The 13,401-nt window shown below is 71.9% G+C and carries 11 protein-coding genes; 2 read left to right on the forward strand and 9 right to left on the reverse strand.

The window, feature by feature from the left end; genetic code table 11:
* Window position 1: 1 nt before the first annotated feature.
* The 3 genes from ACFZAT_RS14165 to ACFZAT_RS14175 form a co-directional block, all read right to left on the reverse strand.
* Complete coding sequence (locus tag ACFZAT_RS14165) at window positions 2–1,042, reverse strand: substrate-binding domain-containing protein (RefSeq protein WP_391264053.1); 1,041 nt, start codon at window positions 1,040–1,042, stop codon at window positions 2–4.
* 61 nt (window positions 1,043–1,103) lie between these two features.
* The gene (locus ACFZAT_RS14170) at window positions 1,104–1,883 is read right to left on the reverse strand and encodes an SDR family oxidoreductase (RefSeq protein WP_391264054.1); all 780 of its coding nucleotides are present in this window, start codon (window positions 1,881–1,883) and stop codon (window positions 1,104–1,106) included.
* Window positions 1,880–3,217, reverse strand: coding sequence for an enolase C-terminal domain-like protein (locus tag ACFZAT_RS14175; protein ID WP_391264056.1), 1,338 nt, complete (start codon window positions 3,215–3,217; stop codon window positions 1,880–1,882). The genes ACFZAT_RS14170 and ACFZAT_RS14175 overlap by 4 nt, the downstream gene beginning before the upstream one ends.
* Window positions 3,218–3,449: 232 nt before the next feature.
* Here ACFZAT_RS14175 and ACFZAT_RS14180 point away from each other — a divergent pair, with 232 nt between their 5' ends.
* Window positions 3,450–4,583 carry a PAC2 family protein gene (locus ACFZAT_RS14180; RefSeq protein ID WP_391264058.1) on the forward strand — a complete coding sequence of 378 codons (1,134 nt, stop codon included), beginning with the start codon at window positions 3,450–3,452 and terminating at the stop codon, window positions 4,581–4,583.
* Between the two features lie 60 nt (window positions 4,584–4,643).
* Here ACFZAT_RS14180 and ACFZAT_RS14185 read toward each other — a convergent pair whose 3' ends face one another.
* The 5 genes from ACFZAT_RS14185 to ACFZAT_RS14205 form a co-directional block, all read right to left on the reverse strand.
* Window positions 4,644–7,694, reverse strand: a complete 3,051-nt coding sequence (locus tag ACFZAT_RS14185; RefSeq protein WP_391264060.1) for an NPCBM/NEW2 domain-containing protein — start codon at window positions 7,692–7,694, stop codon at window positions 4,644–4,646.
* Window positions 7,695–7,817: 123 nt separating this feature from the next.
* A complete protein-coding gene (gene mshC / locus ACFZAT_RS14190) occupies window positions 7,818–9,047 on the reverse strand; it encodes a cysteine--1-D-myo-inosityl 2-amino-2-deoxy-alpha-D-glucopyranoside ligase (protein WP_391264061.1) in 1,230 nt (409 codons plus the stop codon).
* Window positions 9,048–9,157: 110 nt separating this feature from the next.
* Window positions 9,158–9,997, reverse strand: coding sequence for an SCO1664 family protein (locus ACFZAT_RS14195; protein ID WP_391264063.1), 840 nt, complete (start codon window positions 9,995–9,997; stop codon window positions 9,158–9,160).
* Window positions 9,961–10,551 (reverse strand): DUF3090 domain-containing protein, encoded by a 591-nt coding sequence (locus tag ACFZAT_RS14200; RefSeq protein WP_143623319.1) that lies wholly within the window; start codon window positions 10,549–10,551, stop codon window positions 9,961–9,963. Before ACFZAT_RS14200 ends, ACFZAT_RS14195 begins: the two co-directional genes overlap by 37 nt.
* Before the next feature lie 93 nt (window positions 10,552–10,644).
* A complete protein-coding gene (locus ACFZAT_RS14205; RefSeq protein ID WP_391264065.1) occupies window positions 10,645–11,343 on the reverse strand; it encodes an MSMEG_4193 family putative phosphomutase in 699 nt (232 codons plus the stop codon).
* A gap of 74 nt (window positions 11,344–11,417) precedes the next feature.
* On the opposite strand from ACFZAT_RS14205, the gene corA reads away from it, so the two are divergent.
* Window positions 11,418–12,413 carry a magnesium/cobalt transporter CorA gene (gene corA, locus ACFZAT_RS14210; protein ID WP_391264067.1) on the forward strand — a complete coding sequence of 332 codons (996 nt, stop codon included), beginning with the start codon at window positions 11,418–11,420 and terminating at the stop codon, window positions 12,411–12,413.
* An 11-nt stretch (window positions 12,414–12,424) separates the two neighbouring features.
* On the opposite strand, the gene ACFZAT_RS14215 is transcribed toward corA, so the two are convergent.
* Window positions 12,425–13,213 carry a ferritin-like domain-containing protein gene (locus ACFZAT_RS14215; RefSeq protein ID WP_391264069.1) on the reverse strand — a complete coding sequence of 263 codons (789 nt, stop codon included), beginning with the start codon at window positions 13,211–13,213 and terminating at the stop codon, window positions 12,425–12,427.
* Between the last annotated feature and the right edge of the window lie 188 nt (window positions 13,214–13,401).

Raw genomic sequence — 13,401 nt, forward strand, 5'->3', positions numbered from 1 at the left:
GCTAGCTCTTCTTCTCCAGCTGGTTGGCCCACAGCTTCGGGTCGTCCACGTTCTCCTTGGTCACCAGGGGTGCGGGGAGCTGGTCCTCGTAGCCGTTGGGGATCTTGATGATGGTGGAGTCGTGGTCCGTGGGGCCCTCCTTGAACGTCTTGCCGTCGAGGGCCGCCTTCGCGTAATACAGCGCGTACTTCGCGTACAGGTCGGCGGGCTGGGAGATGGTGGCGTCGATCTTCCCTGCGCGGATGGCGTCGAACTCCTCGGGGATGCCGTCGTTGGAGATGATGGTGATGTGGCCGTCCGTGCCGGCGGGCTTGAGCAGCTTCTTCTGTTCCAGAAGCGCCAGGGTGGGCTGCAGGAACACGCCGCCGGCCTGCATGTAGATGCCGTTGATGTCGGGGTGGGCGGCCAGCGTGGACTGGAGCTTCGCGGAGGCGACGTCGCCCTTCCAGTCGGTGGCCAGCTCGAACACCTGGATGTCCGGGTAGTCCTTGTCCATGCACGCCTTGAACGCCTCGGAGCGGTCGCGGCCGTTGATGGAGGACAGGTCGCCCTGGAACTCGACGACCTTGCCCTTGCCCTTCAGCTGCTCGCCGAGGTACTTGCAGGCGTTGGTGCCGTACGCCTTGTTGTCGGCGCGCACCACCATGTAGATGTCGCCCTTGTCCGGGCGGGTGTCGACGCTGACGACGGGGATCTTCTTCTCGTTGAGCGTGTTGAGCGACTCGGCTATCGCGCCGGTGTCCTGGGGGGCCATCACGACGGCCTTGGCGCCCTGGTCGGTGAAGGTCTGGACGTTGGCGACGAGCTTGCCGATGTCGTTCTGCGAGTTGGTCAGCGGGAGCGCGGAGACCTCCCCGTCCTTGACGCCCTTCTTGATGTAGTTCTGGTAGGAGTTCCAGAAGTCGCTGTCGCTGCGCGGCAGGTCGATGCCGACCTTGCCGCCGCCCGCGCCGCCGTCCGACGATTCGCGGTTGCAGCCCGCGAGGGCGGTGACGGCCAGCAGTACGGCACAGGCTGCCGCACTCGTCGTACGCACTCTCATTGGAATCCCGTTCCTGTGTGGGGTCGCGGCTCGGACCCGGTGGGCATGGCGGGGTGCGGGTTCAGCTGCCGGCGGGGCGCAGGCGCAGACCCTGCATCCCGCCGTCGACGGCCAGGGCGGCGCCCGTCACGGAGGCCGCGGCGGGGCTCGCGAGGTAGCCGATCGCGGCGGCCACCTCGGCGGCGGAGACCAGCCGGCCCAGCGGCTGCCGGGCGTTCAGCGCGGCGCGTTCGGCGGCCGGGTCCTCCGCCCGGTCGAGCAGCCGGCCGATCCATGGGGTGTCGGCGGTGCCCGGGTTGACGCAGTTGACGCGGACGCCCTCGCGGACGTGGTCGGCGGCCATGGCGAGGGTGAGCGCGAGGACGGCGCCCTTGCTCGCGCTGTACAGGGCCCGCTGGGGCAGCCCGGCGGTCGCGGCGATGGAGCAGGTGTGCGTGATGGATACGGCTCCGGGGCGCTCGGCGGCCGCGCGGCGCAGGTGGGGCAGGGCGTGCCGGGCGGCGCGGACCATGCCGAGGACGTTGATGTCGAGGACCCGGGCCCATTCGGTGTCGTCGTTGTCCGCGACGGTGCCGATGGCGCCGATGCCGGCGTTGGAGACGAGGGTGTGCAGGGAGCCCATGGCGGCGACGGCCCGGTCCACCCCGGCGCGCACGGCCGCGTCGTCGGTGACGTCGGCCTCGACGGCGAGGGCGCCCCGGGGCGCGCCGGAGGTGTCCCGGTCGAGGACGGCGACCCGCGCGCCGCGCTCCAGGAGCAGGGCGGTGACGGCGGCCCCGATGCCGGAGGCGCCGCCGGTCACGAGGGCGTTCATCCCCTCGAAGTCGCGTGTGCCGGTCATCGGCTCTCCTCCTTCTCGTGGCGCCGGGCCTGCCAGACGGGGCCCTGCGGGTAGCGGTGTGCGGCGATGGACTCGGGGCGCATCCTGGCCGAGAAGCCGGGGGTCGCCGGTGCGGTGTAGCGGCCGTTGACGAGGACGACCGGGTCGGTGAAGTGCTCGTGGAGGTGGTCGACGTACTCGATCACCCGGTCCTCGCGGGTGCCGGAGACGGCCACGTAGTCGAACATCGAGAGGTGCTGGACGAGTTCGCAGAGCCCGACACCGCCCGCGTGCGGGCAGACCGGGACGCCGTACTTGGCGGCGAGCAGCAGGATCGCCAGGTTCTCGTTGACTCCGGCGACCCGTGCGGCGTCGATCTGGACGAAGTCGACCGCCCCGGCCTGGAGCAGCTGCTTGAACACGACCCGGTTGGCGACGTGTTCGCCGGTGGCGACCTTGACCGGCTGTCCGGCGCGGACGGCGGCGTGGCCGAGTACGTCGTCCGGGCTGGTGGGCTCCTCGATCCAGTGCGGGTCGTAGGGGGCGAGCGCGGTCATCCAGGCGACGGCGTCGGCCACGTCCCAGCGCTGGTTGGCGTCGACGGCGATCCGGACGCCGGGTCCGACGGCCTCGCGGGCGAGCGCCATGCGGCGGACGTCGTCCTCGACCCGGCCGCCGACCTTGAGCTTGATCTGGGTGAAGCCGTCGGCGACGGCCTGCTCGGCGAGCCGGACCAGCTTGTCGTCGGAGTAGCCGAGCCAGCCGGGCGAGGTGGTGTACGCGGGGTAGCCCTCGGCGCGCAGCCGGTCGGCGCGTTCGGCGCGCCCCGGTTCGGCGGCGCGCAGGACGGCCAGCGCCTCGTCGGGGGTGAGGGCGTCGGTGAGGTAGCGGAAGTCGACGAGGGAGACCAGCTCCTCCGGGGTCATCCCGGCCAGGAACTCCCAGACGGGTCTGCCCGCCAGCTTGGCCGCCAGGTCCCAGGCGGCGTTGACCACCGCGCCGGCCGCCATGTGCATCACGCCCTTCTCCGGGCCGAGCCAACGGAGTGGGGAGTCGTGGGTGAGGTCCCGGTACAGGGCGCCGAGGTCGGCGGCCGTGCGGGGCACGGGGCGCCCGGTCAGATAGGGGCGCAGCGCCTCGATCGCGGCGGCCATGACCTCGTTGCCGCGGCCGATGGTGAAGCAGAAGCCATGGCCCTCGGCCGGTTCGCCGTCCGCGCGGGCGGCGTCGGTCCGCAGGACGACATAGGCGGCCGAGTAGTCGGGGTCGGGGTTCATGGCGTCCGAGCCGTCCAGTTGTTCCGAGGTCGGAAAACGGATGTCGTGCACCTCGAAATCCGTGACGGTCTGACTCATGCGCGCCCCCAGGGGAAATAACATCGGACCTCTGTTCCGGTCATCCGATGTATAGCCGCCGCCGAGGCCGCAAGTCCAGAGAGAAGCGCGAATTTTCCGCCGACAGCTCGGATGTATCGGCAGTACGCTGCCGTACCAGACGAGCACCCGGCCGTGCACGGGGGCTGCGGTCGGGGAGGCCGCAGGCCGTAAGGTTGGTCCGTACGCAAGGGAACTTCGGAAGGAGGCTGGGGTGATCGAGCTCGAGGGCGTGCCCGAGCTGATCGACCCGGTCATGGTGGCCGCGTTCGAGGGGTGGAACGACGCCGGCGACGCCGCCTCCACAGCGGTCGCGCATCTGGACCGGGAGTGGAAGGGCGAGGTGTTCGCGGCGCTGGACGCCGAGGACTACTACGACTTCCAGGTCAATCGTCCGACGGTGTGGCTGGACAACGGGGTACGCAAGATCACCTGGCCGACGACCCGGCTCTCCGTGGTCCGCGTCGGCGGGGACAAGCCCCGCGATCTCGTCCTGGTCCGGGGCATCGAACCGTCCATGCGCTGGCGCTCGTTCTGCAACGAGCTCCTGGGCTTCGCGCACGAACTGGGCGTCGAGATGGTGGTGGTGCTCGGGGCGCTGCTCGGCGACACCCCGCACACCCGCCCGGTCCCGGTCAGCGGAGTGACGTCCGACCCCGATCTGGCGCGCACCATGGACCTGGAGGAGACCAGGTACGAGGGCCCGACCGGCATCGTCGGCATCCTCCAGGAGGCGTGCACGCATGCCGGGGTGCCCGCGGTGAGCCTGTGGGCGGCGGTGCCGCACTATGTGTCGCAGCCGCCCAACCCCAAGGCGACGCTGGCCCTGCTGAACCGTCTTGAGGATCTGCTCGGGCTGCGCATCCCGCTCGGCGAACTGCCGGAGGACGCACGGGCGTGGCAGGTCGGCGTGGACCAGCTGGCCGCCGAGGACAGCGAGGTGGCCGAGTACGTGCAGACCCTTGAGGAGGCGCGGGACACCGCCGAGCTGCCCGAGGCGAGCGGCGAGGCGATCGCCCGGGAGTTCGAGCGCTATCTGCGGCGCCGCGATCCCGGCCCCGGGCAGCCGCCCGGCGGTCATGCCACGGAGAGCGGCGACGCGACGTACCTCCGGGACACGTCGAGCGGCCGGACCAGACCCCCGAAGCCGGGGCCCGGCCAGCCGGGCGGCCCGGCCCAGCCGGAGGGTCCCGGCCGGCCGGGACCCGGACGCGGACGGCCCGGCGACCGGGCCACGGGCGAGGACGGCGGCCCGGCCGGGGCGCCCGACGAAGAGCCGGACAGCGACGGCCCGGACAGCGGCCCGGCGGACGGTGACGGGGCCGGCGGCCCCCACGCCCAGGACTGAGCGCGGCACGGAGCCGGGCGGGTGCGAACCCGCCCGGCTCCCGCGCTGTGTGACCGTCATTCAGGAGCAGACGAAGCGCGCCGCGCCCCAGTCGCCGTGGTCACCGGTCTTGGACCCGTTCGTGTCCGTGACCTTCAGCCGCACGTGCCGCGCCCCGTCGAGCGCCACATCGACCGGTACGGTCTCCGACGCCCCGGTCACCTTCGGCGAGGTCCACAGCACCTTGCCGTCGGCCTCCACGGAGAACGCGACCTCGCCGTATCCGTTGATCTCGTCGTCGATTCCGGCGTCCGCGGTGAACCGCGAGCACTGCCCGCCGAGGTAGACCTCGATGTCGGAGTCGGCGTGGGTGCCGATCCCCTTCTCGTACGTCTTCCCGGCCAGCTTGAGCGGGTGCCCGTCGGCCGCGCCCGACTCGCCGTTGCTGCGGTCGCGTTCGGCGGGGCCGTAGCCGTTGGCCGCGTTCAGCCACTCCATGTCGCTCGCCCAGGTCTCACCGCTGGGCGGGGCCGGCATGACGGAGACCGCGAGCCGCTCGGTGGCGGTGCGGGACTCGCCCGCCGACCGGTATCGCGCGAGGGCGGTCAGCCGCTGCTCGCCCGCCTTCGCGTCCTTCGCCGGGGTGACCCGGACCTCGACGCGGCGGGTGGTGCCCGCCGGTATCCGCCGCACGGGCGCGGCGGGGGTGGCCTGCCAGCCCTCGGGGACGTCGAGCGTGACGGACGCGTCCGTGACGTCCGCCGTGCCCGCGGTGACGTCGACGGCGACGGTGCTCGGGGCGCCCGCGCCGGTCTCCTGGCCGCGCGGGGCGGTGACGGAGGCCGTGGCGGCGGTGTTCCGGCCGCCGACCGCGCTGGTGTGCTTGAGCTTCACGGAGAACTTCCGGTCCGTGGGCAGCGGTGCGGTCTTGATCTTCACCACGCCGCCCCGGTCGTCCCGGTCGTAGAACCAGCCCTGCTTCGCCTGCGCGTACGCCGCGGCCGAGGTGAGCCGGGGCAGCTTGCCCGTGAGCTGGACCGCGCTCGGCTCGGAGCCGGTGTGCACGGTGAACTCGTACGGGCGGCTGCTCTGCTTGCCCTTGAACGCGCCCTTGGCGGCGCCGATGTCCACGGTCACGTCGCCGGAGCCCCGGGAGGGTGCGCGGACGTCGGCGGTCTGGGTGGCGTACGCGCCGTCGCGGTGCTCGCGCGTCACGCCGTCGTCCTCGTACAGCGTGAACGAGGAGCGGCCCTGCGGGTAGATGTCCCAGGCCAGCGGGGAGGAGGCGGTGCGGTCGGTGTACGAGCGGATGCCCGGCCACATCGGCACACTGGCCCCGGCCTTCACGAACAGCGGCAGGGTGTCCAGCGGGGCGCTGTAGTCGTCGAGAGTGACGGGGCCCTGGTAGGTGCGCCCGGTCCAGTAGTCGGTCCAGGTGCCCTTCGGCAGGTAGATGCCGTCGCGCTCGGTGCTGTCCTCGTAGACCGGGGCGACGAGGAAGTCCTCGCCCGACATGAACTCGTACTTCGCGGCGTCGGTCGCGGCCTTCGGGTCGTCCGGGTACTCCAGGACCAGCGGGCGGACCATGCCGACACCGGTCTCGGTCGCCTCGTGCGCGTAGGAGTACTGGTAGGGCAGCAGCGACTCCTTGAGCTTGAGGTAGTCGCGGTTGATGGAGGTGTACGGCTCGCCGTAGCGGAAGGGCTGCTTGTCGCTGGCCGCCCAGCCGTCCATGGTCATCGTGGTCCCCAGGAACATCTTCCACTGGAGGTCACGGGTGTACGTCTTGGCGCTGCCGCCGAAGATGCCGTCGACGTCGCCCGTGGTGTAGGCGAGGCCGGACATCGTGGCGCCCGCGTAGGTCGGGATCTGCCAGCGGATGTAGTCCCAGGTGCCGTACTGGTCGCCGGACCACTGCACCCCGCAGCGCTGTGCGCCGGACCAGCTCTCGGGGGCGTAGGTGAAGCCGCGCGCGTCGCTGTTGGCCTCGATGCCCGCGTAGGCGTCCTTGCAGCCGTCGAGCGCGAACTTGTAGCCGTCGCCGACCCAGGCGACGTCCAGCTTGGCCACGCGCTGCCCGGCCTTCACCTGGTCGGCCAGCTTGTCGATGCCGTCCTCGGTCCAGAGGCCGGCCTGCATGCCCCGGTCCTGGAGGCCCTTCGCGGTCTCGGCGAGATTCTCGTAACCGCAGCCGTAGCCGTCGTTGACGAGCATCCAGCCGTTCGGCATGTCGTTCTCGAGGTAGCCGTCGGCGACCTCCAGCGCGTCCAGGGTGTGGCGCTCGCCCCGGTTGGCGTTGTGCAGATAGCAGTCGGCGTCGCCGATCTCCATGCCGTAGACGGGCGGCAGGAAGGGCTTGCCGGTGAGCTGTGTGTACTGGCCGATGACGTCCTTGGCGCTGTCACCCGCGAAGTAGTACGCGTCGAAGCGCCGCTCCTTCTCGCTGGTGGTCACCGGGTCGTTGAAGGCGTAGGTGCCGGGCGCGAAGGTGTTGCGGAAGACGCCGTAACCGGCCGACGAGAGGTAGAACGGCACCGAGTTGGGGTGGCCGCCGTCGTCCCAGTTGTAGTCGACGCCGACCTCGACGGTCTTGCCGCGGTGCGAGGTGTTGCCCCGGCCGTTCTGCATACCGGCACCGTAGAACTGCTCGTCGGCCCCGCGCGCCAGGGTCTGGGTGGTCTGCTCGGTGCCCCAGCTCAGCCCTTTCGCCTCGGACCAGACCTGGCTGCCGTCGGCCCGGTACAGGGCGAACCGCATAGGCGACTTGTAGACACGGAGGGTGACGCTCCGGGTGGACAGCTCGTAGCGGTCGCCGCGCTCCTTCCAGCGGGTGCGGGGCGGGGTGCCCTGCGGGAGCACGATGGCGTCGCCGGCCGGGTCCTCGAAGGTGCCGTCGGGGGCGAGTTCGATACGGAAGGTCTCCTCGGAGACGAAACTGACCCGGGCCTTCGCCGCCCCCGCCGTCAGGCGGTACACGGCCCCGTCGGCCGCGAAGCCGGTGAGGTCGCCGACCGTCGTCCCGGCGGGCTCCGCCGTGTCGTCGGCGCGGGCGGCACCCGGTCCGGTGAGTACGGCGAGGAGTCCCAGCAGCGCTGCAACTACCGCCGATCTGATGCGCGTTGATGATTGCATAGAGCGCTTTTAGCGCAGCACCGAGCATTTGACCATGGACAAAACGGAACCGGCCCCGAACTTCATGAAGAAGTCCGGGGCCGGTGAAGTCGGCTGCTACGACGGAGAGTTACGAAAAGCGAGCTAGAGGGCCACGCCGAGGAGCGCGTCCACGGTGCGGGAGACGAGGCCGGGCGCGCCCTCGTCCGGACCGCCCTCGGCGGTCTGCCGCTCGGCCCAGCGGTCCACCGCGGCCAGTGCGGCCGGGGCGTCCAGGTCGTCGGCGAGGGCCGCGCGGACCTCCTCGACCAGGGCATCGGCGGACACCCCGTCGGGGCGGGAGACGGCGGCGCGCCAGCGGTCGAGCCGGGCCACCGCGTCGGCGAGCACCTGGTCGGTCCACTCCCAGTCGGAGCGGTAGTGGTGGGCGAGCAGGGCCAGGCGGATCGCGGCCGGGTCCACACCGTCGCGGCGGAGCGCGGAGACGAAGACGAGGTTGCCCTTGGACTTGGACATCTTCTCGCCGTCCAGGGCGACCATGCCGGCGTGCACGTACGCCTGGGCGAAGGGGTGCTCGCCGGTCAGCACCTGGGCGTGCGAGGCGCCCATCTCGTGGTGCGGGAAGGCCAGGTCGGAGCCGCCGCCCTGGACGTCGAAGCCCATGCCGAGGTGGTCGAGGGCGATGGCCACGCACTCGATGTGCCAGCCGGGCCGGCCGGCGCCGAGGGAGCCGCCGTCCCAGCTGGGCTCGCCCTCGCGGGCGGCCATCCAGAGCATGGGGTCGAGCGGGTTCTTCTTGCCGGGGCGCTCCGGGTCGCCGCCGCGTTCGGCGGAGAGCAGGCGCATGGCCTCGGCGTCGAGGTTCGACACCTCGCCGAAGTGCGGGTCGGTGTCGACGGAGAAGTAGATGTCGCCGTCGAGCTCGTAGGCGGCGCCCGCGTCGCGGAGCCGTTCGACGAGCGGCACGATGCCGGGTATCGCCTCGACGGCGCCGATGTAGTCGCGCGGCGGGAGCATGCGGAGCGCGGTCATGTCCTCGCGGAACAGGGCCGTCTCGCGCTCCGCGAGCTCGGTCCAGTCCTGTCCGTCGCGCACGGCCCGCTCCAGCAGCGGGTCGTCCACGTCCGTCACGTTCTGGACGTAGTGAACCTGCCGCTTGGTGTCGAGCCACACGCGCTGAACGAGGTCGAACGCGTTGTAGGTCGCCGCATGACCCATGTGGGTCGCGTCGTACGGCGTGATGCCGCAGACGTAGATGCGGGCGACGGGACCGGGGTCAAGGGTGATCCGTCCGCCGGTCGCGGTGTCGTGGATCCGAAGGTCGCGGCCCTTGCCGGGCAGGGCGGGGACCTCAGAAGCGGGCCAGGCATGCATGCCACGAGCGTAACCGGATGCGGCTTCCGGATACGAACCGGAGGGGTGATCCTGACCGAAGAGGCACTCTTGCGCCGCCGCACCCGACGTGCATCGGGGCGGCCCCTCCGTCAGACCGGCGGCCAGGGAATGGCGGGCCACTCCCCGCTGGGCTCGCGGTGCACCCCGGTCTCCCGCAGCCCGGCCACCCGGGCCCGCAGGGCCTCGATCTCGGCCGCCGTGATGAGTTCGGCCAGCCGGGTGACCAGGGCGGCGCCGGGCTCCAGGGCGGCGGCCAGCCGGCCCAGGACCTCGACGGCCTCGGGGGTGAGGGGTTCGCCCGCCCAGCCCCAGAGCAGGGTCCGGAGCTTGTCGTCGGCGTTGAAGGTCACCCCGTGGTCGATGCCGTAGAGCCGGCCGCCGGGCGCGGGCAGCAGGTGGCCGCCCTTGCGGTCGCCGTTGTTGATGACGGCGTCCAGCACGGCGAGCCGCCGCAGCCGGGGGTCGTCCGCGTGCACCAGCAGGGCGGTCTTCCCCTCCCCCACCTCGGCGAACGCGACGGCCTTCCAGCCCTCGCCGGGCTCCTCGTCCTCGACCAGCGCGAGCAGCCCCGGCTCGTCCTCGCCCGGCTCCTCCGCCTCGATCCACAGCTGGCACATGCCCTGTCCGTACGGCCCGTCCCGCAGCACGGTCGGCGGGATCAGCCCCCAGCCCATGGCCTCGGAGACCTCGTAGGCGGCCACCTCGCGCTGGGCGAGGGTGCCGTCGGGGAAGTCCCAGAGCGGCTGCTCGCCGGCCACCGGCTTGTAGACGCAGTACGCCTCCTCACCCTCGTGGGCGACGGAGCAGTACAGCACCGCGTTGGAGGCACCCCGGACCTGCCCGAGGACGGTGAGCGTGCCTCCGGCCAGCAGGGCGGTCTGCTCCGCTTCGCTCAGGCGCCCCGGCGGTATCCGTTCTGGCGCGGGCATACGTGTCCTTCCGGGTCGAGCGGCAGGCTGCACAGCGGGCAGGGCGGGCGTCCGGCGTTGACCACGTCCAGGGCGCGCTTGGCGAAGGCGCGGGCCTGGGCGCCGGTGAGCCGGACGCGGAGCATCGGGGGGCCGTTCTCCTCGTCCTGGAGCAGCCGCTCCTCGGCCTCGGCCAGGTCCTCGACGGAGTCGGCGTCCAGCTCGACCAGGGCCTGCGCCTCCACGATCATGCGCTGCTCCTCGCCGTCCCAGGCGAGCGCCATGGTGCCCACGCGGAACTCCTCCTCGACGGGGACGTCGAGCGGCGCGGTGTCCGTGACGTCCATCGGGGCGACCGCGGGCACCGGCGAGTTCCCGCCGGTGCGGCGTACGACCTCGTCGAGGAGTTCGTCCACGCGCTCGGCGAGCGCGGCGACCTGGGTCTTCTCCAGGGCCACGCTGGTGACACGTCCGCCTGAGGATGCCTGCAGGAAGAACGTACGGCGTCCAGGCAGCCCGACCGTGCCGGCCACGAAGCGGTCCGGGGGGTCGTAGAGGAACACCTGACGGGACACGTCCTGTCTCCCTTGAGAGTCGACGGGCAGATGGGGGTGGGCCGGAGCCTCGGAAAGCGTTCTACGGCGCGTCCACCCTACTGCGCGTGGCGATCACGGCGCCCCAGCGCCGCCCCCTACCGTCGCGTCCCCGGCGGCACCGGCGTCCTGGCCCGGTTCGCGGGGCGCGAGTCCGGCGAGGTCGCCCGTGTCGCCCAGGCGCACCAGATAGGGGCGGAGCCTCGTGTAGCGGATCGCGGTGACCGAGCACGGGTCGGCATGGACGCGCTGGAAGAGGTCCAGGTGCAGGCCGAGCGCGTCGGCGACCAGGGCCTTGATGATGTCGCCGTGCGAGCACATGACGTACGCCGCGTTCTCGCCGTGCTCCGCCTCGATCCGCGCGTTCCACTCCCGTACCGCGTCGACGGCGCGGGACTGCATCGCGCGCATCGACTCGCCGCCGGGGAAGGCGGCGGCGGAGGGGTGCTGCTGGACCACGGTCATCAGCGGTTCGTCGGTGAGCTCGGCGAGCTTGCGGCCCGACCAGTCGCCGTAGTCGCACTCGCTGATCCGGTCCTCGATGTGCAGCGGCAGGCCGGGGCGGGCGGCCAGCAGGGGTTCCAGGGTCTCCCGGCAGCGTTGCAGAGGGCTGCTGACGGCGGCGGCGAGCGGCAGTGCGGCCAGCCGGCCGGGGAGCGCGGCGGCCTGCGCGGCGCCGCGCTCGTCGAGGGCGACGCCGGGGGTCCGGCCCGCGAGCACCCCGGCGGTGTTGGCGGTGGAGCGTCCGTGGCGTACGAGGATCAGGGTGGGCATGCCGTCCAGCGTACGGGCGGCGCCCGGTTTCCCGGCGGGGCCAAAGGTGCATACCGGGTCGCAAGCAGGGAAGAATGCGCGCCGTGATTGTCGACTGCGCCATCTACCGCGACGGATGCCGGACCGAGGGCCCCGCCGATTTCTCCGACGCGCTCGCCCAGGCGCGGGAGTCCGGCGACGCGTTCCTCTGGATCGGCCTGCACGAGCCGACGGAGAAGGAGTTCGACCTGGTCAGCCACGAGTTCGGACTGCACCCGCTGGCCGTGGAGGACGCCCTCTCGGCCCACCAGCGGCCGAAGCTGGAGGTGTACGACGACTCGCTGTTCGCGGTGATCAAACCGGTCCTGTACGACCACGACAGCGACACGGTCACCACGCACGAGCTGATGGTGTTCATGGGCGACTCATTCGTCGTCACCGTGCGGCACGGAGAGGGCGCGCCGCTGGCCGCCGTACGCCGCCGTCTCGAAGCGGAGCCCGAGGTGCTGCGGCACGGGCCGACGGCCGTGCTGTACGCGGTGAGCGACGCGATCGTGGACCACTACATAGACGTGGCGGGCGAGCTCCAGGTCGACCTGGAGGAGCTGGAGACGCAGGTCTTCGCGCCGAGCGGTACGGACGACTCCAAGAACACCGCGGCGCGCATCTACACCTTCAAGCGCCAGGTGCTGGAATTCCGCCGGGCGACCGTTCCGCTGTCCGGTCCGATGGCCCGGCTGGCGAGCGCCGGGGTGCCGTTCGTCCAGGAGCACGCGCAGCCGTTCTTCCGGGACGTGCAGGACCATCTGACCCGGGCCAACGAGCAGGTGGAGGGTCTTGACCGGCTGCTGTCCGACATCCTGTCCGCGCATCTCGCGCAGATGGGGGTGCGGCAGAACGACGACATGCGCAAGATCTCCGCCTGGGCGGCGATGGCGGCGGTGCCGACGATGGTCGCGGGGATCTACGGGATGAACTTCGAGCACATGCCGGAGCTGCGGTGGGTCGGCGCGTACCCGGTGGTGCTGCTGCTGATGGCGGGGGCGGTCGTGGGCCTGTACCGCCAGTTCAAGCGGCGCGGCTGGCTCTGAAGGCCCCGTTCTCAGGCGTACTCGGGCGCGGGCGTCGCGGGTCCGCCGAGGGCGTCGCGCCGGGCTGGCGGTGCCAGGCTGACCATGCGCCGCCAGCCGCCGAGGCGTTCGTACGCGTACATGCCGTGGATGCCCGCGGCGAGCACGGCGGCCTTCGCCCGGGACCAGCCGAGCACCCGGCCCATGTGGTCCATGACGGCGAGGCTCACGTCGCGGTAGACGCGGATCTCGGCGAGCGCGCACTCGCGCAGGATGCGCTGGATCGTGCGGCCGTGGCCGGCCCGCGCGAAGCGCAGCAGTTCCTCGTGGCAGTACGCGAGGTGGTTGTCCTCGTCGTTGGAGATCATCCGGACCGCGCGGCCGAGCTCGGGGTGGTCCGCGAAGTGCTTGGTCAGCAGCTGCATCTGCTCGGACGCGCGCTGCTCGGTGACCCGGCTGTGCGCCAGGTACGTGATGATGTCGCGCTCGGTCAGCGCCTCGTCGCGGCCCAGCTGCTCGTGCGCGAGTCCGATGCCGTGCCGCTCCAGGAGCATCGTGTAGTCGGTGTCCGGGGGGACGGGTCCGGGGGCCAGACCGCGCTTCTTGAGCAGGGCGTTGAAGATCCTGCCGTGCTTGTCCTCGTCGGCCCCGTGCCGGGCGATCTTGGGGGCCAGCGGGCGCTGGCTCGCGGGAACGAGGGCCGCGATCCGGCCGTTCTCCCAGCCGCCCTGGGACTCGCCGCTGGCCGCGATGGAGCAGAACAGCCGGAACGAGTCGTCGTTGTCGAGGATCTCCTGGAACAGGTTCTTTGCCGAGAGCATCACTGCCACCTCCGTGCCGGCGTCGCCGAGCGCCAGTCAAATGCGGCGGGGCGGGGCGGGCAACAGGAGCGCGCGGGGGCTGCGCCGAACGGGTGACACGGGAGCGGCGGCGTGGACGGGAGCGCGGCGGGCGAACCGTTTTTGCGTGGACCCGTAACCCCGCCGCGCCGCCCGCGTTGTTCCCCGTG

It is taken from the genome of Streptomyces sp. NPDC008163, from assembly GCF_042956885.1.
GTDB classification, from domain to species: domain Bacteria; phylum Actinomycetota; class Actinomycetes; order Streptomycetales; family Streptomycetaceae; genus Streptomyces; species Streptomyces drozdowiczii_A.

Excerpts from the sequence above, each read along its gene's own strand:
- ACFZAT_RS14165 (WP_391264053.1), bottom strand. The coding sequence starts at position 1,042 with ATGAGAGTGCGTACGACGAGTGCGGCAGCCTGTGCCGTACTGCTGGCC.
- ACFZAT_RS14170 (WP_391264054.1), bottom strand. The coding sequence starts at position 1,883 with ATGACCGGCACACGCGACTTCGAGGGGATGAACGCCCTCGTGACCGGC.
- ACFZAT_RS14175 (WP_391264056.1), bottom strand. The coding sequence starts at position 3,217 with ATGAGTCAGACCGTCACGGATTTCGAGGTGCACGACATCCGTTTTCCG.
- ACFZAT_RS14185 (WP_391264060.1), bottom strand. The coding sequence starts at position 7,694 with ATGCAATCATCAACGCGCATCAGATCGGCGGTAGTTGCAGCGCTGCTG.
- mshC (WP_391264061.1), bottom strand. The coding sequence starts at position 9,047 with ATGCATGCCTGGCCCGCTTCTGAGGTCCCCGCCCTGCCCGGCAAGGGC.
- ACFZAT_RS14195 (WP_391264063.1), bottom strand. The coding sequence starts at position 9,997 with ATGCCCGCGCCAGAACGGATACCGCCGGGGCGCCTGAGCGAAGCGGAG.
- ACFZAT_RS14205 (WP_391264065.1), bottom strand. The coding sequence starts at position 11,343 with ATGCCCACCCTGATCCTCGTACGCCACGGACGCTCCACCGCCAACACC.
- corA (WP_391264067.1), top strand. The coding sequence starts at position 11,418 with ATGCGCGCCGTGATTGTCGACTGCGCCATCTACCGCGACGGATGCCGG.
- ACFZAT_RS14215 (WP_391264069.1), bottom strand. The coding sequence starts at position 13,213 with ATGCTCTCGGCAAAGAACCTGTTCCAGGAGATCCTCGACAACGACGAC.